The 21,505-nt window shown below is 73.0% G+C and carries 19 protein-coding genes; 13 read left to right on the top strand and 6 right to left on the bottom strand.

The window, feature by feature from the left end; translation table 11 throughout:
• Positions 1–22 precede the first annotated feature (22 nt).
• From ACGFZF_RS03885 to ACGFZF_RS03870, 4 genes are all read left to right on the top strand, one after another.
• The gene (locus ACGFZF_RS03885; RefSeq protein WP_393550902.1) at positions 23–1,084 is read left to right on the top strand and encodes a helix-hairpin-helix domain-containing protein; all 1,062 of its coding nucleotides are present in this window, start codon (positions 23–25) and stop codon (positions 1,082–1,084) included.
• Positions 1,085–1,146: 62 nt separating this feature from the next.
• Complete coding sequence (locus ACGFZF_RS03880; protein ID WP_393550901.1) at positions 1,147–3,627, top strand: ComEC/Rec2 family competence protein; 2,481 nt, start codon at positions 1,147–1,149, stop codon at positions 3,625–3,627.
• A gap of 46 nt (positions 3,628–3,673) precedes the next feature.
• On the top strand, positions 3,674–4,414 hold the full coding sequence (locus ACGFZF_RS03875) for a winged helix-turn-helix domain-containing protein (RefSeq protein ID WP_393550900.1): 741 nt from the start codon (positions 3,674–3,676) through the stop codon (positions 4,412–4,414).
• Complete coding sequence (locus ACGFZF_RS03870) at positions 4,411–5,688, top strand: MFS transporter (protein ID WP_393550899.1); 1,278 nt, start codon at positions 4,411–4,413, stop codon at positions 5,686–5,688. Before ACGFZF_RS03875 ends, ACGFZF_RS03870 begins: the two co-directional genes overlap by 4 nt.
• 14 nt (positions 5,689–5,702) lie before the next feature.
• Here ACGFZF_RS03870 and ACGFZF_RS03865 read toward each other — a convergent pair whose 3' ends face one another.
• Positions 5,703–6,287 carry a pyridoxamine 5'-phosphate oxidase gene (locus ACGFZF_RS03865; protein ID WP_393550898.1) on the bottom strand — a complete coding sequence of 195 codons (585 nt, stop codon included), beginning with the start codon at positions 6,285–6,287 and terminating at the stop codon, positions 5,703–5,705.
• Between the two features lie 143 nt (positions 6,288–6,430).
• Here ACGFZF_RS03865 and ACGFZF_RS03860 point away from each other — a divergent pair, with 143 nt between their 5' ends.
• Complete coding sequence (locus ACGFZF_RS03860; protein WP_393550897.1) at positions 6,431–7,231, top strand: arylamine N-acetyltransferase; 801 nt, start codon at positions 6,431–6,433, stop codon at positions 7,229–7,231.
• A gap of 46 nt (positions 7,232–7,277) precedes the next feature.
• Here ACGFZF_RS03860 and ACGFZF_RS03855 read toward each other — a convergent pair whose 3' ends face one another.
• Positions 7,278–7,523 carry a hypothetical protein gene (locus tag ACGFZF_RS03855; protein ID WP_147977970.1) on the bottom strand — a complete coding sequence of 82 codons (246 nt, stop codon included), beginning with the start codon at positions 7,521–7,523 and terminating at the stop codon, positions 7,278–7,280.
• Positions 7,524–7,594: 71 nt separating this feature from the next.
• Here ACGFZF_RS03855 and holA point away from each other — a divergent pair, with 71 nt between their 5' ends.
• Positions 7,595–8,581 (top strand): DNA polymerase III subunit delta, encoded by a 987-nt coding sequence (gene holA / locus ACGFZF_RS03850; RefSeq protein WP_393550896.1) that lies wholly within the window; start codon positions 7,595–7,597, stop codon positions 8,579–8,581.
• A 187-nt stretch (positions 8,582–8,768) separates the two neighbouring features.
• Here holA and ACGFZF_RS03845 read toward each other — a convergent pair whose 3' ends face one another.
• Together ACGFZF_RS03845 and rpsT are read right to left on the bottom strand one after the other, a co-directional pair.
• Entirely contained in the window at positions 8,769–9,503 is a 735-nt protein-coding gene (locus tag ACGFZF_RS03845; protein ID WP_393550895.1) for a class I SAM-dependent methyltransferase, read from the bottom strand.
• A gap of 360 nt (positions 9,504–9,863) precedes the next feature.
• Positions 9,864–10,130 (bottom strand): 30S ribosomal protein S20, encoded by a 267-nt coding sequence (gene rpsT / locus ACGFZF_RS03840; protein WP_137989361.1) that lies wholly within the window; start codon positions 10,128–10,130, stop codon positions 9,864–9,866.
• 184 nt (positions 10,131–10,314) lie between these two features.
• Here rpsT and lepA point away from each other — a divergent pair, with 184 nt between their 5' ends.
• From lepA to hemW, 3 genes are all read left to right on the top strand, one after another.
• Entirely contained in the window at positions 10,315–12,180 is a 1,866-nt protein-coding gene (gene lepA, locus ACGFZF_RS03835; RefSeq protein ID WP_393550894.1) for a translation elongation factor 4, read from the top strand.
• 245 nt (positions 12,181–12,425) lie between these two features.
• Complete coding sequence (locus ACGFZF_RS03830) at positions 12,426–14,300, top strand: AMP-dependent synthetase/ligase (RefSeq protein ID WP_393550893.1); 1,875 nt, start codon at positions 12,426–12,428, stop codon at positions 14,298–14,300.
• 56 nt (positions 14,301–14,356) lie between these two features.
• Entirely contained in the window at positions 14,357–15,589 is a 1,233-nt protein-coding gene (gene hemW, locus ACGFZF_RS03825; protein ID WP_393550892.1) for a radical SAM family heme chaperone HemW, read from the top strand.
• A gap of 70 nt (positions 15,590–15,659) precedes the next feature.
• On the opposite strand, the gene ACGFZF_RS03820 is transcribed toward hemW, so the two are convergent.
• Positions 15,660–16,466: a DUF3097 domain-containing protein gene (locus ACGFZF_RS03820; RefSeq protein ID WP_393550891.1), complete on the bottom strand. Its 807-nt coding sequence runs from the start codon at positions 16,464–16,466 to the stop codon at positions 15,660–15,662.
• A 10-nt stretch (positions 16,467–16,476) separates the two neighbouring features.
• Entirely contained in the window at positions 16,477–17,208 is a 732-nt protein-coding gene (locus ACGFZF_RS03815; protein ID WP_393550890.1) for an MBL fold metallo-hydrolase, read from the bottom strand.
• A gap of 155 nt (positions 17,209–17,363) precedes the next feature.
• On the opposite strand from ACGFZF_RS03815, the gene hrcA reads away from it, so the two are divergent.
• The 4 genes from hrcA (at position 17,364) to ACGFZF_RS03795 (ending at position 21,471) form a co-directional block, all read left to right on the top strand.
• Entirely contained in the window at positions 17,364–18,383 is a 1,020-nt protein-coding gene (hrcA, locus tag ACGFZF_RS03810) for a heat-inducible transcriptional repressor HrcA (RefSeq protein WP_393550889.1), read from the top strand.
• A complete protein-coding gene (gene dnaJ / locus ACGFZF_RS03805; RefSeq protein WP_147977962.1) occupies positions 18,384–19,520 on the top strand; it encodes a molecular chaperone DnaJ in 1,137 nt (378 codons plus the stop codon). It begins immediately after the preceding gene.
• Between the two features lie 131 nt (positions 19,521–19,651).
• Entirely contained in the window at positions 19,652–20,731 is a 1,080-nt protein-coding gene (locus ACGFZF_RS03800) for a nitronate monooxygenase (RefSeq protein WP_393550888.1), read from the top strand.
• On the top strand, positions 20,728–21,471 hold the full coding sequence (locus ACGFZF_RS03795; protein WP_393550887.1) for a 16S rRNA (uracil(1498)-N(3))-methyltransferase: 744 nt from the start codon (positions 20,728–20,730) through the stop codon (positions 21,469–21,471). The genes ACGFZF_RS03800 and ACGFZF_RS03795 overlap by 4 nt, the downstream gene beginning before the upstream one ends.
• Positions 21,472–21,505 lie beyond the last annotated feature (34 nt).

Below are 21,505 nucleotides of genomic sequence, written 5' to 3'. Positions count from 1 at the left end.
TGATCTCCCTACCGTCTGAGGCATGGCTCTTCGTACACGTATCGCAGGCACGACGACAGCAGCGACCGGCGGCCCGGGACGCGCGCCGGGGTCGGACGGGCGCGCCCGCTCCGGAGGGAGCGGCTCGCCTCCTGAACGGGTCGGGCGTGGGTCCCGCACCCGACGCCCGGTCCCGGCGGGCGGCGCCGCCACGAGGCGCCGTGGGGAGGCGCTCTTCCCTCCGGCCTCCGGTGTCCCGCTTCCGACCGCCGGAGACGGCGCGGACGAACCGCCGGCGGACCGGGGCGCACCGGAGACGGACACGCCCGGAGGGACCCGGGAGGAGCGCGCGGGGCCCACGCTCGGCGAGCGGCTCGCTCTCGCGCTGCGCGAGCGGTTACCGGTGTGGGCGCAGGTGCGCTGCGGACTCGAACCGAGGACGCTGGCCGCCCTGACCGTGATCCTGGTCGTGGCCGCGGGGGTGGCCGGACGGTACTACTGGACCGGCCGGCCGGAGGCCGTGCGCGCTCCTGAGATCGTGCGTGCGGCGTCGCCTCCCGGGGGTGGGGAGTCGACCGCGGCTCCGGCCGTCCCGATGGCCCTGGAGGGTCCCGCCGGGCCCGTGACGGGGGCACCCTCGGCGGCTGTCGTCGTCGACGTGAACGGCAAGGTGCGACGGCCGGGGGTGCTGACCCTGCCGGCCGGGTCGCGGGTCGCGGACGCGCTGCGGGCGGCCGGCGGGGTACGGCCGGGCGCCGACCTCACCGGCCTCAACCGGGCCCGGGTACTCATGGACGGCGAGCAGGTCGTGGTCGGCCTGCCGCCGGCGGCGCTTCCCGGCGGGAGTTCCGGCTCGGGCATCGGCCCGGGCTCGGGCTCGGGCTCGGCAGGCGGTGTCGCCGGGACGCGGGCGGCTCCCCTGAGTCTCAACGCGGCCACCGTCGAGCAGCTCGACGCCCTGCCCGGGGTCGGCCCGGTGCTCGCGCGGCACATCGTCGACCACCGCACGGAGCACGGGGGCTTCCGGACGGTCGCCGAACTGCGCGAGGTCAACGGCATCGGCGAACGCCGGTTCGCGGATCTCGCACCGCTGGTGCGGCCGTGAACGCGGCCGGCGCGCTCCGTGAGCGCCGTGATCGTGCTCGGGCTCGGGCCGACGGGCTGGACGTGACCTGCGACGACGGGGGAGGAGAGAGGGGCGACGCGCGTGATGGCCACGGGGAAGGGCCTGCCGATCTCCGGCTCGTGCCGCCGGCGTTGGCCGCCTGGGGGGCGGCGGCGGTCGCCGTGGGCGTCTCGGGTTGGTGGACGGTCGCGGGCGTGCTGGCCTGCGTGGGCGGCGCGGCCCTGCTGCTGATCCCGGTGGTCGCCGGGCCCGGCGGACCGGGGCGGGGGCTCAAGGCGACGGCGGGGGCGGCGGTCCTGTTCTGTGCGGCGGCAGGCGCCGCGTCGGGCGGTCTGCACGCGGCGGACCTGCGGCGCGGCCCGGTGCCGGCACTCGCGGAGAGACACGCCCGAGCCGCGGCGGAGGTGACGATCCTGTCCGATCCGCGGCTCACCCGTCCCCGGGTCCGCGGCGACCGGACGGCACCCGTCTCCGTCGTCGCGAGGGCCGAGGTGACGCGGATCGAGCCGGCCGACGGCTCGGTCCACCGCGCCAGGACGCCTGTGCTGCTGGTCGTTCCCGCGGGAAAGGGGCAGCGGGAGTGGCTGAGGGTGCTGCCGTCGACCCGCCTGCGGATCCAGGCGCGCCTGATACCCCCGCTACGCAACGGCGAACCGTTCGCGGCGGTGATGCGGGTCGACGCCACGGGGCCGCCGCGGATCACCGGGCCGCCGAGCGTCCCGCAACGCACCGCGGGGGAGCTCCGGGCCGGTCTGCGACGGGCGACCGACGGACTGTCCCCGGACGCGCGGGCGTTGCTGCCGGGGCTGGTCGTCGGGGACACCGCACGGATCGGGCCCGATCTCACCGACGCCTTCGAGGCAACCGACCTCACCCACCTTCTGGCGGTGTCGGGTTCGAACCTCACCGTCGTTCTGCTGCTTCTCGTCGGGAGGCCGGGGACCGCCCTTCGGGCGGAGCGCGGAGGGCTCGCGCCGCGGCTCGGCATCCCCCTGCGGTCCACCGCGCTCGCCGGGGGCGGCCTGACGATGGCCTTCGTCGTCGTGTGCCGCCCCGATCCCAGCGTCCTGCGGGCCGCGGCCTGTGGTCTCGTCGCCCTGCTGGCCATCGCCACCGGCCGCCGCAGATCGATGATCCCGGCACTGGCCGCGGCGGTGCTGGCGCTGGTGCTGTATGACCCGTGGCTGGCGCGGAGCTACGGCTTCCTGCTCTCCGTCCTGGCCACCGGAGCGCTGCTCACGCTCGCGCCGCGCTGGAGCGAGGCGCTGCGACGGCGCCGGGTACCGGACCGGCTCGCCGAGGCGGTCGCCGCTGCGCTGGCGGCCCAGGTGGTCTGCGCTCCGGTGGTGGCGGTCTTCGCCGCCCGGGTGAGCCTGGTCGCCATCCCCGCCAACCTGCTCGCCGAACCGGCCGTCGCGCCGGCCACGGTGCTCGGCTTCACCGTCCTCGCCCTGGCACCGGTCGCGCCCTCGGCCGCCACAGGGGTGGCGCGGATCGCGGCCTGGCCCGTCGAGTGGATCGCGGGAGTGGCCCGGTGGGGTGCGGCGCTGCCGGGGGCGGAGACGGCCTGGCCCGGCGGGTGGTGGGGCGGACTGCTGCTGGCCGGGATCTCCGGGGTGGCGGTGCCGGCCGCCCGGAAGGTGCCGTACCGGCGCGGGGTCGCCGCCGGCTGCGCGGCGTTGCTCTTCCTCGTCGTCGTGCGTCCGGCGCCGCTGGCACGGCTGGCCACCGGTTGGCCGCCGCCGGGCTGGGTGTTCGCGATATGCCAGGTCGGGCAGGGGGACGCGACGGTGCTTGCTGCGGGCGGGGACGCGGCCGTCGTGGTCGACGCCGGACCGGATCCGGCGCTGGTGGACCGCTGCCTGGGCGACCTCGGGGTACGCCGGATCCCGTTGCTGGTGCTCACGCACTTCCACGCGGACCACGTCGCCGGACTGCCCGGGGTGCTGCGTGGCCGGTCGGTCGGCGCCATTCAGACCACGGGGCTCGAAGAACCGGCAGGACAGGCGGCGTTCGTGCACCGGACGGCCTCGGCGGCCGGGGTTCCGGTGGTCCGTGCCGTGGCCGGGGAGCGGCGGCGCCTCGGGCTGCTGGAGTGGCACGTGCTCTGGCCCCGGGAGCGGTTCGCGGGGAGGGGCCCGGAGGAGTCCGAACCGAACGACGCGAGCGTCGCACTGCTCGTCCGGACCGCGGGAGGGCTGAGCCTGCTCCTGCTGGGTGACCTCGAACCACCTGCCCAGCAGGGCCTGTTGCGTGCTCACCCGGCGCTGGCGCCGGTGGATGTCCTCAAGGTCGCCCACCATGGCTCCCCCTATCAGGACCCCGGGCTGATACGGGCGGTGCGGCCGAGGCTGGCGCTGATCTCGACCGGGCGCGACAACCCGTACGGCCATCCCTCGCCACGGACCGTCGGGGCGCTGCGCGCGGGAGGTGCTGAGGTGCTCAGGACGGATCGGGACGGGGCCGTCGCGGTCGTGGGGGCGGGCCGGGAACTGCGGGCCGTGGCGAGAGGAGCCGAGTGAGGGGGAATCGCTTGTAAAGAAGTCTTTCTAAAGATAGCTTTACATCATGCCGGAGAACGAGCCCGCAGCCGCGCCCCCGGGTGACGAGCAGCCCCGCAGCATCCATCTCACCGACCCCAGGGCCCTGCGCGCCTACGCCCACCCGACGCGGATGACCCTGGTGGGGCTGCTCCGGCGGAGCGGGCCGTTCACGGCGACCCGGGCCGCCGAGCTGACCGGGGAATCGGTGGCCAGCTGCTCGTACCACCTGCGGATACTCGCGAAGTACGGGCTGGTCGAGGAGGCGCCGGGAGGCCGGGGGAGGGAGAAGCCGTGGCGGGCCACCGCCCGGTACACGGACTGGCCCGGAGCGAGCGAGGACGCGGCGGTCGCGCAAGCGGCGGACGCGTTGACCGCGGCGGCCGCCGAGCGGTACTTCGCACGGGTCCTGGAGGCCATGAAGGACCGGAACGGGCTGCCCCGGGAATGGCGGGAGGCCGAGCAGTTCGGCGACTCCCTGCTGTACCTCACGCCGGCCGAGCTCGCGGACTTCGGCCGGCGGGTCGAGGGGCTGCTGCTGCCCTACGAGGCGCGCGGGTCCGACCCGTCGCTGCGGCCCGACGGCGCCCGGCCGGTGAGCATCCTGCGGATCGCCTACCTGGACCGCGAACTCCCGGACGAGACCGGCCGGGAGGGCGCAGCGAACGGTGCGGCCGACGAAGTCGACGCGGCAGACGTGAACGACGGCGTCGACACGAACGACGACGCCACCGGTACGACCGGTGGCACCGACGAGGGGGAGAGATGAGACTGTCCGGGCGCATACCCGTACTCCTGCGCGAGCGCAGCTTCCGGCGCTACTGGGCCGGCCAGACCGTGTCCCTCGTGGGGGACCAGATCTCGCTCATCGCGATCCCGCTCGCCGCGGTGCTCGTCCTCGGTGCCGACGCCGCCGAGATGGGCTGGCTCAAGACCGCCGAACTCCTGCCCGCGCTGCTCCTCAACATGCCCCTCGGTGCCTGGTCCGACCGGCAGGCGCGGCGACGGGGCGCGATGATCGCCGCCGACCTCGGCCGGGCCGTACTGCTGCTGACGCTTCCGGCCGCGTACCTCCTCGACGCCCTCACCCTCGGTCAGCTCTACCTGGTCGCGTTCGGGGTCGGCTCGCTGACCGTGCTCTTCGAGGTCTGCAACACCACGCTGTTCGTCGCACTGGTCCCGACCGAGCACTACGTCCAGGCGAACTCGCTCGTCAACGGCAGCCGTTCGATGGCCTGGCTCGCAGGGCCCGGGGTGGGAGGCGTGCTGGTCCAGGTCCTCACCGCGCCCTTCGCCCTGCTCGCCGACGCTCTCACCTACCTCGTGTCGGCCGGCTACCTCTGCCGGATCGACCCGGTGGAACCCCCGCCGTCGCCGGTCGTCAAGGGCCACTTCACCGAGGGGCTGCGCTGGGTCGTGCGCAACGCCTCGATGCGGGCGCTGTTCGCCGCGTCCGGGACGATCCAGTTCTTCAACTACATGTTCCACACGCTGTTCGTGCTGTACGCGACGACCGAACTCGGGCTGAGCCCCGGTGTTCTCGGCGGAGTGCTCGGCGCGGGAGCCGTCGGCGGCCTGATCGGGGCCGCGTGCAGTGGGGCGGTCGTACGGCGCTTCGGCATAGGCCGCTCCATCGTCGCCGGCTTCCTCGGGTTCACCCTGCCCCTGCTGCTGATCCCGCTGGCCGAGGGGCCGACGGTTCTGGTCGTCCTCCTGCTGTTCGTCGCCGAGTTCCTCTCCTGCGCGGCGGTCATGGTCGTGGACATCGCCGCGGGCTCCTTCCAGATGGCGCTGATACCCGACGCCGTCCGGGCCCGGGTGATGGGCGCCTACCGCACCCTGAACCACGGATTCCGCCCGCTCGGCGCACTCGTCGGCGGTCTCCTCGGCACGACGCTGGGGCTGCGCCCGACCCTGTGGATCGCCACCGCCGGTGCCGTGCTCAGCGTGTTCTGGCTGTTGCCGTCCCCGCTTCCCCGCGTTCGCGACCTGCCCGCGCCGGCGGTGGATCCGGCCCCGGTGGAGGAGCCGACGTCGGCCTGAGCGGCGGGCTCACCTCAGACGAGCCAGACGCCGTCACGCATCAGTTCGCGCTCGGCCAGCTCGTTCTCCTCGCGCCACGCCTTCATCGTCCTGGGTGTCACGCGGAGGTAGACCCAGGCGGGCCGGTCGCGGGGATCCCAGGCCAGTTTCGCCGCGAACGCGTCGGCCGAGGCGGTCGGGAGGCGATGGCCCTCGACCATCTCGGCCGTCCCGTCCACCAGCACGACGTCGCGGGTGTGCCCCAGACTGAGCCGGACCCTGCCGCCCGGTGTGAGATTGCGGGCGGTGGGATTGGTCCGGCGGGTGCACAACAGCACGGTGCCCCGGTCGGATGCCGCCCCTGTCTCCGTGCCCGTACCCGTACCCGTGCCCGCGTCAGTGCCAGCGCCCGCGTCAGTGCCGGTGCCGGTGTTCGCGGCGCCGTGTCCGTCGAGGGCGCAGGAGTCGCCGGTGGTGTCCCACACGAAGGACAGCGGGACGAGGCAGGGCTCGCCGTCCGCCGACGCGGTCGCCACCCAGAGGTCTTCGTCGTGCTCCAGCCGGGCCAGCACGTCCTGCTTGCGTCGCGAACGGGAGCGCGGCGGTTCGTGATCGGTCATGTCCGCACCGTAGCCAGGCTCGCGATCGACCACCTCGGCCTGGGGTCCTAGGTCCTGTCGGCAAAGTCCTTCCCCGGCACGGCGGTTGGGCCTACGACCGAAGCCGCATGGCGGTTCGCCGGGGTGCCCGGCAGACTGCGGGCATGGACAGTTCCGCAACCGCCGAAGGACCGAACACCGACGCCTACCTGGAGCGCATCGGGGCCACCCGCCCCGCTCGGCCCGACGCCGCCGCGCTGCGCGAACTCCACCTGCGGCATCTGCGGAGCGTCCCCTTCGAGAACCTCTCGATCCATCTCGGCGAGAACATCGTGCTGGACGAGAAGGCGCTCCTGGACAAGGTCGTCGCCGCCCGGCGCGGCGGTTTCTGCTACGAGGTCAACGCCACGTTCGCCGCGCTCCTGCGTGCCCTCGGCTACCGCGTCGCCCTCCTCCAGGGGCGTTGCTTCGGCAAGGAGGGGCGCCTCGGCATCCCGTACGACCACATGGCGCTGCTGGTGGAGACGCCGGACGACGGGCGATGGCTCGCCGACGTGGGATTCGGCAACCACAGCCACTTCCCGCTGGCCCTCGACGAGCGCGAGGAGCAGCGGGATCCGGGCGGCGTCTTCCGTATCGCGCCGACCGCGGACGGAGACCTCGACGTGCTGCGGGACGGCGAACCGCAGTACCGCCTCGAAACGCGGCCGCGCGAGCTCGCCGACTTCACGGCGGGCGCCTGGTACCACCGCACCTCGCCGGACTCCCACTTCCCGCGCTCCCTCATCTGCTCCCGTCTCACGCAGGAGGGCCGGATCACGCTCAGCGGCCACAAGCTGGTGACCACGGTGGGCGAGCAGCGGGACGAGCGGCTGCTGGAGACGGACGACGAGGTGAGGGCCGCGTACCGGGACCTGTTCGGCGTCGTGCTCGACGAGCTGCCCGTGATCCGCGCGCACGCGTAGCCGGAAGGGCCGGCACGTACGGCCCGAGTCCGGGGGACGGCCGGAGTCAGGGGGCCTCCAGCCAGCCCTCGTACTCCGCGGCCAGCGCGTCGAGCGCCGCCGCGTCCAGGCGGGCGTCCGGGTCCTCCACCACGACCAGCCACTGGGCGTCCTCGGCGTCGTCCTCGCCCGCGAGGGCGTCCCGGACCAACTGCGGCTCCTCGGCGAGGCCGAAGCGGTCGGGCAGCTCCTCGGCGACCTCCTCCGCGGCGTCGCGGTCGGGCAGCACCAGTACGTGTCTCACATCGCTCACGGGGACATTCTCCGGCACCGGGGCATCGGTCCGGCCGGGGGTGTCAGCGGCCCGTGGGATGCTGGGACGCGATGGCACCCAGGAAGAATTCCACCGACGACCTCCTCGCCCCCGTGACGCTCGCCGTGGGCCAGGAGGACCTCCTCCTCGACCGCGCGGTCCAGCAGGTGGTGGCGGCCGCGCGTGCCGCCGACGCCGACACGGACGTGCGCGACCTCGGCCCCGAGCAGCTGCAGCCGGGCACGCTGGCCGAACTGACCAGCCCCTCGCTCTTCGCCGAACGCAAGGTCCTGGTCGTCCGGAACGCCCAGGACCTGTCCGCGGACACGATCAAGGAGATCAAGGCCTACCTCGACGCGCCCTTCGAAGAGATCACGCTCGTGCTGCTCCACGCGGGCGGCGCCAAGGGCAAGGGCCTGCTCGACGCGGCGCGCAAGGTCGGCGCCCGCGAGGTGGCCTGCCCGAAGACGACGAAGCCGGCGGAACGCCTGACGTTCGTGCGGCAGGAGTTCCGGACGCTGGGACGGTCCGCCACCCCGGAGGCGTGCCAGGCACTGGTCGACGCGATCGGCAGCGACCTGCGGGAGCTGGCGTCTGCGGCGTCGCAGCTGACCGCCGACGTCGAGGGCACGATCGACGAGGCGGTCGTCGGGCGGTACTACACGGGTCGGGCCGAGGCGTCGTCGTTCAACGTCGCGGACCGCGCCGTCGAGGGGCGGGCGGCCGAGGCGCTGGAGGCGCTGCGCTGGTCGCTCTCCACGGGTGTTCCGGCGGTGCTCATCACCAGCGCGCTGGCCCAGGGAGTCCGGGCGATCGGCAAGCTCTCGTCGGCGCGCGGCGGCCGGCCGGCGGACCTGGCACGGGAGCTCGGCATGCCGCCGTGGAAGATCGACCGGGTCCGGCAGCAGATGAGGGGCTGGACACCGGACGGGGTGTCGCTCGCGCTGCGGGCGGTGGCGGAGGCCGACGCCGGCGTCAAGGGCGGGGGAGACGACCCGGAGTACGCGCTGGAGAAGGCGGTCGTCGCGGTGGCCAGGGCGGCGAGACTGCGCCGCTAGCGAGGTGACGGGCCGCGGCCCGTCAGCGCGGTGCCGGGCGCGCGCCGCCGGCCACCTCCGTGTCCCGCGCGCTTCCGTCACGACCCGGCAGCACTTCCCGCGCGGGCCTCAGGCGTGCGGGCGCGCCCGTCGGCCGGGTCCGCCCGCCGCGGGCGCACGGGCGCCCCGCACCTGCCCCGCTGCGGAGTCACACGCCCCGGCGCAGGCGCCAGACGTTGTCCACGCGCGAGCCCGGCGCGCCCTCGGGTGACGGGGTGGCGCGCTCCACCCCGTCCAGCGTCTCGACGCTCCACCCGGACGGCAGGTCGAGCGCGTCCAGCAGGCCCCTCAGCGTGGGGAAGACGACGCCGGCCGGGTGGTCGTCCGGGCCGTGCCAGGACGGCCAGCCGCCGTGCATGACCACGAGGAGGTGTCCGCCCGGGGCCACCGCCGCGGCTGCCCGCCGCAGGACGCCGTCCTGGTCGAGCGCGACCGGCGACTGCAGGAACTGGGCGCTGACCAGGTCGAACGTGCCCTCGGGGAAGGTCGCGCCGAGTTCGTGGCGCTCCCAGGAGACACGCTCGCCCACGCCCTCCCGCTCGGCGTGCTCGGCGGCACGCGCGAGCGCCGTGGCCGAGATGTCCACGCCGGTGACCCGCCAGCCCTGCTCCGCCAGCCATACGGCGTCGGCGCCCTCGCCGCACCCCAGGTCCAGTGCGGTGCCCGGGCGCAGCGCGGCCACCTCACGTACCAGGAGCGGGTTGGGCCGGCCGCTCCAGACGCGGTCGCTGCCCCGGTAGCGCTCCTCCCAGAACGCACGGGCGTCGGTGGTCTGGCCCGGAGTGCCCGACCCGCACGGCGCGGAGGACCGGGACGGCGCGGAGATCGGAGACGGCGCGGTGGACGAGGACGGGACGGAGGACGGGGGCGGTACGGAAGACATGGCGGCTCCTCACGGCGGACGGGCGGCGGCCGGCTGCCCGGAGTGCCGGGCGGCGGAAGGCGGACCGGTCCGCGTGGACGGGAAGGGGCGGACGGTCCCGCCGGGGCCGTCCGCGGGCCACCCTGACCCCCTGGTGGCGAGGAGGCAATTTTCTTTGAGGAAACGGCAAAAACGCCGGGCGTCCGGGCCCGAACGCACCGAAGGCCCCGCTCCTCCCGGGGAAGGAGGACGCGGGGCCTTCGGTGTGAAGACGGTGGGCCCGTGCACGCGTGGCGAACGCGTATCGCGCACGGGTCCGGGTTGCCGGGTGGGAGCGGGAGAGAGGGCCCGCTGGGTCCCGTCCGGCGGTTACATCAGAGCTCAGCCCTGGAGGGCGGCAACCTTGGTGGCCAGCGCCGACTTCTTGTTGGCGGCGGCGTTCTTGTGGATGACGCCCTTCGAGACAGCCTTGTCGAGCGCGCGGGAGGCGGCGCGAGAAGCCACGACGGCCTTCTCGACGTCACCCGCGGCGACGGCCTCGCGGGCCTTGCGGATCGCGGTCTTGAGCGAGGACTTGACGGCCTTGTTGCGCAGGCGCGCCTTCTCGTTCGTCTTGTTCCGCTTGATCTGGGACTTGATGTTCGCCACGAAAGAGCCTTTTCAGGTTCGATGTTGTTTCTGAGAGGGTGACCCGTAGCTGAGAGGGCATACGAGACACAGCTGTCCACGGTATCAGCAGCCCTCCGGCCCGCCCAAACCGAGCGTCGCATCCCAGTCGTGGGACCATGGAGCCTACGTATCGATCCGACATCGCCCCGAGACGAGACCCTGCGTGCCCGCGACTCCTACCAACGTGCCCGAGCCGAGCCGTACCGACCCGGCTCTGATCCGCAACTTCTGCATCATCGCGCACATCGACCACGGCAAGTCGACCCTTGCCGACCGGATGCTCCAGCTGACCGGAGTGGTCGACCAGCGGCAGATGCGCGCCCAGTACCTCGACCGGATGGACATCGAGCGCGAGCGCGGCATCACGATCAAGTCCCAGGCCGTCCGTCTTCCCTGGGCGCCCACGGAGGGCGAGGGCCAGGGGAAGACCCACATCCTGAACATGATCGACACCCCCGGGCACGTCGACTTCACCTACGAGGTCTCGCGGTCGCTCGCCGCCTGCGAGGGCACGGTCCTCCTGGTCGACGCGGCGCAGGGCATCGAGGCGCAGACCCTGGCGAACCTCTACCTGGCGATGGAGAACGACCTCACCATCGTCCCGGTGCTGAACAAGATCGACCTGCCGGCCGCGCAGCCGGAGAAGTTCTCCGAGGAGCTGGCGAACCTCATCGGCTGCCAGCCCGAGGACGTGCTGAAGGTCTCCGCCAAGACCGGTCTGGGTGTCGAGGCGCTGCTCGACCGCGTCGTGGAGCGCGTCCCGGCCCCCGTCGGCGTCGCCGACGCCCCCGCCCGCGCGATGATCTTCGACTCGGTCTACGACTCCTACCGCGGCGTCGTGACCTACGTCCGTGTGGTGGACGGCCAGCTCAACAAGCGTGAGCGCATCAGGATGATGTCCACCGGCGCCACCCACGAGCTGCTGGAGATCGGCGTCTCGTCCCCGGAGATGACGCCCTCCGACGGTCTGGGCGTCGGCGAGGTCGGCTACCTCATCACCGGTGTGAAGGACGTCCGGCAGTCCAAGGTCGGTGACACGATCACCTCCCTGAGCAAGGGCGCCACCGAGGCGCTCGGCGGCTACAAGGACCCCAAGCCGATGGTGTTCTCCGGCCTCTACCCGCTGGACGGCTCGGAGTACCCGGACCTGCGTGACGCGCTCGACAAGCTCCAGCTCAACGACGCCGCCCTGGTCTACGAGCCGGAGACCTCCGCGGCCCTCGGCTTCGGCTTCCGCGTCGGCTTCCTCGGCCTGCTGCACCTGGACGTGATCCGGGAGCGCCTGGAGCGCGAGTTCGGCCTCGACCTGATCGCCACCGCCCCCAACGTGGTCTACCGCGTGGTCATGGAGGACGGGAGCGAGCACACGGTCACCAACCCGAGCGAGTTCCCCGAGGGCAAGATCAACGACGTGTTCGAGCCCGTCGTGCGCGCCACGATCCTCGCCCCCAGCGAGTTCATCGGCGCGATCATGGAGCTCTGCCAGACCCGTCGCGGCACCCTCCTGGGGATGGACTACCTCTCCGAGGACCGGGTGGAGATCCGCTACACCCTGCCCCTCGCCGAGATCGTCTTCGACTTCTTCGACCAGCTGAAGTCCAAGACGCGCGGTTACGCCTCCCTCGACTACGAGCCCACGGGCGAGCAGGCGTCCAGCCTGGTCAAGGTCGACATCCTGCTGCACGGCGACAAGGTCGACGCCTTCTCCGCCGTCACCCACAAGGACGCGGCGTACGCGTACGGCGTGCGGCTCGTAGCCAAGCTGCGCGAGCTCATCCCGCGGCAGGCCTTCGAGGTGCCGATCCAGGCCGCGATCGGCTCCCGGGTGATCGCCCGCGAGACCATCCGCGCCATCCGCAAGGACGTCCTCGCCAAGTGCTACGGCGGTGACATCTCCCGTAAGCGGAAGCTGCTGGAGAAGCAGAAGGAGGGCAAGAAGCGGATGAAGATGGTCGGTTCCGTGGAGGTCCCGCAGGAGGCGTTCATCGCCGTCCTGTCGAGTGACGACTCCGCGAGCAAGAAGAAGTAGGACGTCTCGTCCGGCCGCGGGGACTTCGGCCGATCAGATGACTGATGCATCGAACGGGCTCACGCACGAACAGTGCGGGGGCCCGTTCGTTATGAAGCGGGTATGAAGCGGCGGGCCGCAGGCTCTTACGCGGGCGGTCTTCGGCCATCTACTCTGATCCCGGCTCGAAGGTTACTCGCCAGTTAGAACGCGTAGAACACCCAGAACGCACCGCCTGAACGCACCGCCGCCGCCCGGAGGACGTCGTGAGCGACACACTGACCCAGATCGAGAACCGGCCGCCCTCCGTGGCGACCCTCTTCCTTGAGCGCGTCGCGCGGACTCCGGATGCGGAGGCCTATCGCTACCCGGTCCCGGCCGCCTCGGGCCAGGGACCCGACGACTGGAAGTCGCTCAGCTGGGAACAGGCCGCCGAGCGCGTCTACGCCATCGCCGCCGGACTGGTCGATCTCGGCGTCCAGCCCGAGGAGCGGGTCGCACTCGCCTCCGCCACCCGGGTGGAGTGGATCCTCTCCGACCTCGGTGTCATGTGCGCGGGCGCCGCCACCACCACGGTCTACCCCCAGACCAACGCCGAGGAGTCGGCGTTCATCCTCTCCGACTCCGAGTCCCGGGTCCTGATCGCGGAGGACGCGGCACAGGTGGCCAAGGCCGTCGAGCGCCGCGCCGAGCTGCCGAACCTGCACCACGTGGTCGTCCTGGACGCCACGGACGTGGAGACGGACGACTGGGTCATCTCGCTCGCCGACCTGGAGGCGCGCGGCAAGGCGTACCTGGAGAAGCACCCCGAGGCGGTCAAGGAGCGGGTCGCCGCGATCACCGCGGACCAGCTCGCCACGCTGATCTACACCTCGGGCACCACCGGCCGCCCCAAGGGCGTCCGCCTCCCGCACGACAACTGGTCGTACATGGCCAAGGCCATCGCCGCCACCGGACTGGTCACCCAGGACGACGTCCAGTACCTCTGGCTGCCGCTCGCGCACGTCTTCGGCAAGGTACTGACCTCCGGCCAGATCGAGGTCGGTCACGTCACCGCCGTCGACGGCCGGATCGACAAGATCATCGTGAACCTGCCGGTGGTCCAGCCGACCTACATGGCGGCCGTGCCCCGCATCTTCGAGAAGGTCTACAACGGCGTCGCGGCCAAGGCCCGCGAGGGCGGCGGAGCCAAGTACAAGATCTTCCAGTGGGCGGCCGGCGTGTCCCGCGAGTACGCCAAGGTCACCCAGGACAACTTCCGCCGCACCGGCACCGCCTCCGCGCCCTTCGGTCTCACGGCCAAGCACAAGGTCGCCGACGCGCTCGTCTACAAGAAGCTCCGTGAGGCCTTCGGCGGCCGGCTGCGCGCCGCCGTCTCCGGCTCGGTCGCGCTCGCGCCCGAGATCGGCTACTTCTTCTCCGGCGCCGGCATCCACATCCTGGAGGGCTACGGCCTGACGGAGTCCAGCGCGGCCAGCTTCGTCAACCCGGGCGAGGCGTACCGCACCGGCACCGTCGGCAAGCCGCTGCCCGGCACCGAGGTCCGGATCGCCGACGACGGCGAGATCCTGCTCCGCGGCCCCGGCATCATGGAGGGCTACCACGGGCTGCCGGAGAAGACCGCCGAGGTCCTGGAGGCGGACGGCTGGTTCCACACCGGCGACATCGGCGAACTGTCCGCCGACGGCTACCTGCGGATCACCGACCGCAAGAAGGACCTCTTCAAGACCTCCGGCGGCAAGTACATCGCCCCGACGGAGATCGAGGGCCAGTTCAAGGCCGTCTGCCCGTTCGTCTCGAACATCGTGGTCCTCGGCGCCGACCGGAACTACTGCTCCGCGCTCATCGCGCTCGACGAGCCCGCCATCCTCGGCTGGGCCGCCGAGAACGGCCTCGGCGGGAAGACCTACGCGGAGGTCGTCGGCTCCCCGGAGACCGACAAGCTCGTGCAGGGCTACATCGAGCGCCTCAACGAGGGCCTCCAGCGCTGGCAGACGATCAAGAAGTTCCGGCTGCTGCCGCGCGACCTCGACGTCGAGCACGGCGAGCTCACCCCGAGCCTCAAGATGAAGCGCCCGGTCGTGGAGCGCACCTACCAGCACCTCATCGACGAGATGTACGCGGGAGCGCGCGAGGCCTGATCCGGGGTTTTCCACAGGCCGGAGGCTCACCTCGGGCAGTACGGGACAATGGGCTCATGCCTTCCGTACTGCCCGATGGTGAGCCCATGCCCGAGGACGGGGCGCTGCCCGCACACGCCCTGGAAGGGGCCGGGGCGCGACCGCTCGGGTTCTACCTGCACGTGCCCTACTGCGCGACCCGCTGCGGGTACTGCGACTTCAACACCTACACCGCGAGCGAGCTCCGCGGTGCCGGCGGCGTGCTCGCCTCCCGGGACAACTACGCGGGACAGGTCGTCGAGGAGATCCGGCTGGCCCGGAAGGTGCTCGGCGACGACCCGCGGCCGGTGCGGACCGTCTTCGTGGGCGGCGGCACACCCACGCTGCTCGCCGCCGGCGATCTCGTCCGGATGCTCGGCGCGATCCGCGACGAGTTCGGCCTCGCGGACGACGCCGAGGTGACCACCGAGGCCAACCCGGAGTCCGTGGACCCGGCCTACCTGGCGGAGCTGCGCGCGGGTGGCTTCAACCGCATCTCCTTCGGCATGCAGAGCGCGCGGCAGCACGTCCTGAAGGTCCTCGACCGGACCCACACCCCCGGCCGGCCCGAGGCCTGCGTGGCCGAGGCGCGGGCCGCGGGCTTCGAGCACGTCAACCTGGACCTGATCTACGGCACCCCCGGCGAGAGCGACGACGACTGGCGGGCCTCGCTCGACGCGGCGATCGGCGCCGGGCCCGACCACGTCAGCGCCTACGCGCTGATCGTCGAGGAGGGCACGCAGCTGGCCCGGCGGATCCGCCGCGGCGAGGTGCCGATGACCGACGACGACGTCCACGCGGACCGCTACCTGATCGCCGACACCGTCTTCGCCGAGGCCGGCTTCGACTGGTACGAGGTCTCCAACTGGGCCACCTCCGAGGCAGGCCGCTGCCTGCACAACGAGCTGTACTGGCGCGGGGCCGACTGGTGGGGCGCCGGGCCGGGCGCGCACAGCCACGTCGGCGGCGTCCGGTGGTGGAACGTGAAGCACCCCGGCGCGTACGCGGCGGCCCTGGGCGAGGGGCGCTCGCCCGGCGCGGGCCGGGAGGTCCTGACGGCGGAGGACCGCCGCGTGGAGCGGATCCTGCTGGAGCTCCGGCTGCGTGAGGGCGTGGAGCTGGGGCTGCTGGCCCCGGCGGGTCTCACGGCCTCGCGCAAGGCCCTGGCGGACGGGCTCCTGGCACCGGACGCCTACGAGGCGGGCCGGGCCGCCCTGACCCTGCGCGGGCGGCTCCTCGCGGACGCGGTGGTCCGCGACCTGGTCGACTAGGGCGTGTTGTCCGGGCAGGGCCCGGGATGCGCGGGCCGGGGGGCGGCGGCCACCGCCCCCCGGGCCGTACCTACGCCTCCGGCGCCGTCACGAAGTCGATCAGCTCCTCGACCCGGCCCAGCAGCGCCGGTTCCAGGTCCTTGTAGCTGTGGACCTTCGAGAGGATGTGGCGCCAGGCCGCACCCGTGTTCTCGGGCCAGCCCAGGGCCCGGCAGACGCCGGTCTTCCAGTCCAGCCCGCGCGGAACCGCCGGCCACGCCGGGATGCCCACGGAGGACGGCTTCACCGCCTCCCAGACGTCGATGTACGGGTGGCCGACGATCAGCACGTCGTCGCCCGTGACCGAGGCGGCCAGGCGGGACTCCTTCGACCCGGGGACCAGGTGGTCCACGAGGACGCCCAGCCGCGCGTCGGGTGCCGGCCCGAACTCCGCGACGATCGCCGGGAGGTCGTCGACGCCCTCCAGGTACTCCACGACGACTCCCTCCACGCGCAGGTCGTCGCCCCAGACCCGCTCGACGAGTTCGGCGTCGTGGCGGCCCTCCACGTAGATGCGGCCCGCCCGCGCGACCCGCGCCCGCGCGCCGGGCACCGCGATCGAACCCGACGCCGTCCGGGTGGGACGCGCCGGCCCCGCGGGCGGCCGGACCAGCGTCACCACGCGGCCCTCCAGCAGGAAGCCGCGTGGCTCCATCGGGAAGACGCGGTGCTTGCCGAAGCGGTCCTCCAGGGTCACCGTGCCCGCCTCGCAGCGGATCACCGCCCCGCAGAACCCCGTCGCCACCTCCTCGACGACGAGGTCCGTCTCGGCGGGGACCTCCGGGACGGGGGCCGATCGCTTCCAAGGGGGCGTCAGATCCGGGTTGTAGCTGCGCATTCGCGCGACGTTATGACACTCCGAAGCGCCGTGCCAGCTCATCGCGCTGCGTCCGCACGAACGCGGCGTCGACGACGGCCCCGTGCCCCGGCACGTACACGGCCTCCTCGCCGCCCAGCCCCAGCAGCCGGTCGAGCGCCGCCGGCCAGCGCGCGGGGATCGCGTCGCTCCCGGCCTGCGGCTCGCCCGACTCCTCGACCAGGTCGCCGCAGAAGACGACCTCGGGGCCGCCGTCCGGGTCCGGGACGAGCAGCGCCAGGTCGTGGCCCGAGTGGCCGGGTCCGACGTTGGCCAGGAGCACCTGCCGCCCGCCCAGGTCGAGGGTCCACTCGCCGGACACCGTGTGGCGCGGGGTCACCAGGACGTCGACGGCCTCCTCCGCCGCATGTTCGTCCACCCCCTGGCGCACCGCGTCCGTCCGCAGCGCGTCCGCCTCCCGCCGCAGCAGCTCGTCGAGACCCACCGCGCCGTACACCTCCGCCCCGGCGAACACCGCGGTGCCCAGCACGTGGTCGAAATGCGGGTGGCTCAGTGCGATGTGCGTCACTCTCCGGCCCCCCGTCAGTGCCTCCACCTGGGCCCGCAGCTCGGCCCCCTCGCGGAGCGTGGAGCCCGTGTCGTACAGCAGAACGGCCGCCTCGCCGAGCACCAGGCCCACCGTGGCGTCCCAGCCCGGCAGCCGCCGGCGGCCCACGCCGTCACCGAGTCGTTCCCAGCCGGACTCTTCCCAAGCGACATTCATGCGGCGACGCTATCCGCTACGACGCGGCAGGGACGCGGCCTCCTTGCCAGGAGCGATGCCCGCCGCCGTACACTGGCCGGGGGATTCCTGGCACTCGGACAGGGCGAGTGCCAAACACGGAGCAACCGGAACGACGACAGCTGGAGGTGTGCGCCATGCTCAGCGAACGCAGGCTCGAGGTGCTGCGCGCGATCGTCCAGGACTACGTCGGGACGGAGGAGCCGGTCGGTTCCAAGGCCCTCACGGAGCGTCACAAGCTCGGCGTCTCGCCGGCCACCGTGCGCAACGACATGGCGGTCCTGGAGGAGGAGGGCTTCATCGCCCAGCCCCACACCAGCGCCGGGCGCATCCCCACGGACAAGGGCTACCGCCTGTTCGTCGACCGGCTCGCCGGCGTCAAGCCGCTGTCGACGCCGGAGCGGCGAGCCATCCACAACTTCCTGGACGGCGCCGTCGACCTCGACGACGTCGTCGGGCGCACCGTCCGGCTGCTGGCGCAGCTGACCCGGCAGGTCGCCGTCGTGCAGTACCCCTCGCTGACCCGTTCGACGGTCCGGCACGTGGAGCTGCTCTCGCTGGCCCCCGCCCGGCTGATGCTCGTCCTGATCACGGACACGGGACGGGTCGAGCAGCGGATGATCGACTGCCCGGCGCCGTTCGGCGAGAGCGCGCTGGCGGACCTGCGGGCCCGGCTCAACAGCCGGGTCGTCGGCCGCCGCTTCGCGGATGTGCCGCAGTTGGTGCAGGATCTTCCGGAGTCCTTCGAGGAGACGGAGGACCGCGGCACGGTCACGGCGGTGCTCGCGACCCTGCTGGAAACCCTGGTGGAAGAGCACGAGGAACGGCTGATGATCGGCGGCACCGCCAATCTCACCCGCTTCGGGCACGACTTCCCCCTCACGATCAGGCCGGTGCTGGAGGCGCTGGAGGAGCAGGTCGTGCTCCTCAAGCTGCTCGGCGAGGCCAAGGACTCGGGCATGACCGTACGGATCGGGCACGAGATCGCCCACGAGGGCCTCACGTCCACGTCCGTCGTCGCGGTCGGCTACGGTTCGGGCGACGAGGCAGTCGCCAAACTCGGCGTGGTCGGACCGACCCGCATGGACTACCCCGGAACGATGGGAGCGGTACGCGCAGTGGCACGTTACGTCGGACAGATCCTGGCGGAGTCGTAAGTGGCCACGGACTACTACGCCGTACTCGGCGTGCGCCGCGACGCGTCCCAGGACGAGATCAAGAAGGCATTCCGGCGGCTCGCCCGCGAGCTGCACCCGGATGTCAATCCCGATCCGAAGACGCAGGAGCGCTTCAAGGAGATCAACGCCGCCTACGAGGTGTTGTCGGACCCGCAGAAGAAGCAGGTCTACGACCTCGGCGGCGACCCGCTCTCGCAGGCCGGCGGCGGCGGCGCGGGCGGCTTCGGCGCGGGTGGCTTCGGGAACTTCTCGGACATCATGGACGCCTTCTTCGGCACGGCGTCGCAGCGCGGGCCGCGCTCGCGCACCCGCCGCGGCCAGGACGCCATGATCCGGCTGGAGATCGACCTCAACGAGGCCGCCTTCGGCACGACCAAGGACATCCAGGTCGACACCGCGGTCGTCTGCACGACCTGCTCCGGCGAGGGCGCCGCGCCCGGCACCTCCGCGCAGACCTGTGACATGTGTCGCGGTCGCGGCGAGGTCTCCCAGGTCACCCGGTCCTTCCTGGGCCAGGTCATGACCTCGCGCCCCTGCCCGCAGTGCCAGGGCTTCGGCACGGTCGTCCCCACGCCGTGCCCGGAGTGCGCCGGCGACGGACGCGTCCGCTCCCGCCGCACCCTCACGGTCAAGATCCCGGCCGGTGTCGACAACGGCACCCGGATCCAGCTCGCCGGCGAGGGCGAGGTCGGCCCCGGCGGCGGTCCCGCCGGTGACCTGTACGTCGAGATCCACGAGGTCCCGCACGAGGTCTTCCAGCGGCGCGGCGACGACCTGCACTGCACGGTCACGATCCCGATGACGGCGGGCGCGCTCGGCACGAAGGTGCCGCTGCAGACGCTCGACGGCATGGAGGAGGTCGACATCCGTCCGGGCACCCAGTCCGGCCAGTCGATCCCGCTCCACGGTCGCGGCATCACGCACCTGCGGGGCGGCGGGCGCGGCGACCTGATCGTGCACGTCGAGGTCATGACCCCGTCGAAGCTCGACCCGGAGCAGGAGCGGCTGCTGCGCGAGCTGGCGAAGCTGCGCGGCGAGGAGCGGCCCACGGGCCAGTTCCAGCCGGGCCAGCAGGGCCTGTTCTCGCGGCTCAAGGACGCCTTCAACGGCCGCTAGGGCCTGTCTGGATCGGCCCGGCACCTCGTGAGCCGGGTCCCGACACCGTCCGCCGGGGGCGGCACGCGCAGCAGGCGCGTGCCGCCCCCGGCGTTTTCGGCCGTGGCCTGCGGTCATGGCACGATGCCTGCATGCCCACCGCACTGAGCGATCTATGCCGTTACCCGATCGTGCAGGCCCCCATGGCGGGTGGCGCGTCCTGCCCGCAGCTGGTCGGAGCGGTCTGCGAGGCCGGCGGCCTGGGGTTCCTGGCCGGCGGGTACAAGACGGCCGGCGGCATGTACCAGGAGATCAAGCAGGTCCGCGGGCTGACCGCGCAGCCCTTCGGGGTCAACCTCTTCATGCCGCAGGGCGGGCAGGCCGCCGATCCCGCCGCGGTCGAGATGTACCGGCACCAGCTGGCCGGCGAGGCCACCTGGTACGACACCGAGCTCGGTGACGCGGACACCGGCCGCGACGACGCCTTCGACGCCAAGCTGGCCATCCTGCTCGACGACCCGGTCCCGGTCGTCTCCTTCACCTTCGGCTGCCCCGCCCGGGACACGCTCGACGCCTTCGGCCGGGCCGGTACGTTCACGATCGTCACCGTCACCTCGGCGGAGGAGGCCAGGACCGCGCAGCGGGCCGGCGCCGACGCGGTCTGCGTCCAGGGCGCCGAGGCCGGCGGACACCAGGGCACCCACCGCGACGACCCGGACGTGGACCTGTCCGCCGGGACCGGCCTGCTGGCCCTCGTCACGCAGGTCCGCGAGACCGTCCAGCTGCCGATCATCGCGAGCGGCGGGCTGATGCGCGGGGCGCAGATCGCCGCCGTGCTCGCCGCCGGGGCGGACGCGGCGCAGCTCGGCACCGCGTTCCTCGTCTGCCCCGAATCGGCCGCGCACCCGCTGCACAAGCAGGCGCTGACCAACCCCCTCTTCTGCCGCACCGAGCTGACCCGCGCCTTCTCCGGACGCCCGGCGCGCGGGCTCGTGAACCGCTTCGTGCGCGAGCACGGGCCGTACGCCCCCGCCGCCTACCCCGAGGTCCACCACCTCACCGCGCCCCTGCGCAAGGCCGCCGCCACCGCCGGCGACGCCCAGGGCATGGCCCTGTGGGCCGGCCAGGGGCACCGGCTCGCCCGTGAACTCCCGGCCGGCCAGCTCATCGAGGTGCTGGCCGCCGAACTCGACACCGCCTACTCCGCGCTGGCCCACAGGAGCGCCTCATGACCGCACCCGTCTTCGTCGTCGACGCCGTCCCCGCCGCCGGCACCTTCCTCCTGGACGGCCCCGAGGGCCGCCACGCCGTCGCCGTGAAGCGGCTGCGGGCGGGGGAGGAGCTCGTCCTCACGGACGGGCGGGGCGGCTGGGCCGCGTGCGTGGTGACGGCCGCCGAGGGCCGGGACCAGCTGACCGTGGAGGTCCGGGAGGCGCAGGTGGATCCCGAGCCCACGCCCCGCATCACCGTGATCCAGGCGCTGCCCAAGGGCGACCGGGGCGAACTCGCCGTCGAGATCATGACCGAGACGGGCGTCGACGCGATCGTGCCGTGGGCCGCGTCGCGCTGCATCACCCAGTGGAAGGGCGACCGGGGCCTCAAGGCACTCGCCAAGTGGCGGGCCACCGCCCGGGAGGCGGGCAAGCAGTCCCGCCGCACCCGCTTCCCCGAGGTCGCCGACGCGATGAGCACCAAGCAGGCGGCGGCGCTCCTGGCGCGCGCCGACTTCGCCGCCGTCCTGCACGAGGACCGCGACCACCCGAGCGGCGCGCTGGCCGATGCCCCGCTCCCCGCCGAGGGCGAGATCGTGCTCGTCGTCGGCCCCGAGGGAGGTGTCTCCCCGGAGGAGCTCGCCGCCTTCGAGGAGGCCGGCGCGAAGCCGTACCGCCTGGGGCACAGCGTCCTGCGCACCTCCACCGCCGGAACCGCCGCCACGGCCCTGCTGTTGGGCCGCACGGGCCGCTGGAGCTGAGGACCGTCGCGCGAGCGGGGTCGACGGCGCCCGA

Origin of the sequence: Streptomyces sp. NPDC048338 (assembly GCF_043201055.1) — a bacterium.
Taxonomy (GTDB): Bacteria; Actinomycetota; Actinomycetes; order Streptomycetales; family Streptomycetaceae; genus Streptomyces.
Note: the sequence above shows the minus strand (reverse complement) of the source record. Positions and strands in the feature narration are given on the sequence as shown.

What these genes read in the sequence shown, in the direction of transcription:
- ACGFZF_RS03875 (WP_393550900.1), top strand. Translation starts at nt 3,674, where the DNA reads ATGCCGGAGAACGAGCCCGCAGCCGCGCCCCCGGGTGACGAGCAGCCC.
- ACGFZF_RS03885 (WP_393550902.1), top strand. Translation starts at nt 23, where the DNA reads ATGGCTCTTCGTACACGTATCGCAGGCACGACGACAGCAGCGACCGGC.
- ACGFZF_RS03845 (WP_393550895.1), bottom strand. Translation starts at nt 9,503, where the DNA reads ATGTCTTCCGTACCGCCCCCGTCCTCCGTCCCGTCCTCGTCCACCGCG.
- ACGFZF_RS03820 (WP_393550891.1), bottom strand. Translation starts at nt 16,466, where the DNA reads ATGCGCAGCTACAACCCGGATCTGACGCCCCCTTGGAAGCGATCGGCC.
- holA (WP_393550896.1), top strand. Translation starts at nt 7,595, where the DNA reads ATGGCACCCAGGAAGAATTCCACCGACGACCTCCTCGCCCCCGTGACG.
- hrcA (WP_393550889.1), top strand. Translation starts at nt 17,364, where the DNA reads ATGCTCAGCGAACGCAGGCTCGAGGTGCTGCGCGCGATCGTCCAGGAC.
- ACGFZF_RS03795 (WP_393550887.1), top strand. Translation starts at nt 20,728, where the DNA reads ATGACCGCACCCGTCTTCGTCGTCGACGCCGTCCCCGCCGCCGGCACC.
- ACGFZF_RS03865 (WP_393550898.1), bottom strand. Translation starts at nt 6,287, where the DNA reads ATGACCGATCACGAACCGCCGCGCTCCCGTTCGCGACGCAAGCAGGAC.
- ACGFZF_RS03860 (WP_393550897.1), top strand. Translation starts at nt 6,431, where the DNA reads ATGGACAGTTCCGCAACCGCCGAAGGACCGAACACCGACGCCTACCTG.
- hemW (WP_393550892.1), top strand. Translation starts at nt 14,357, where the DNA reads ATGCCTTCCGTACTGCCCGATGGTGAGCCCATGCCCGAGGACGGGGCG.
- ACGFZF_RS03815 (WP_393550890.1), bottom strand. Translation starts at nt 17,208, where the DNA reads ATGAATGTCGCTTGGGAAGAGTCCGGCTGGGAACGACTCGGTGACGGC.
- ACGFZF_RS03800 (WP_393550888.1), top strand. Translation starts at nt 19,652, where the DNA reads ATGCCCACCGCACTGAGCGATCTATGCCGTTACCCGATCGTGCAGGCC.
- ACGFZF_RS03870 (WP_393550899.1), top strand. Translation starts at nt 4,411, where the DNA reads ATGAGACTGTCCGGGCGCATACCCGTACTCCTGCGCGAGCGCAGCTTC.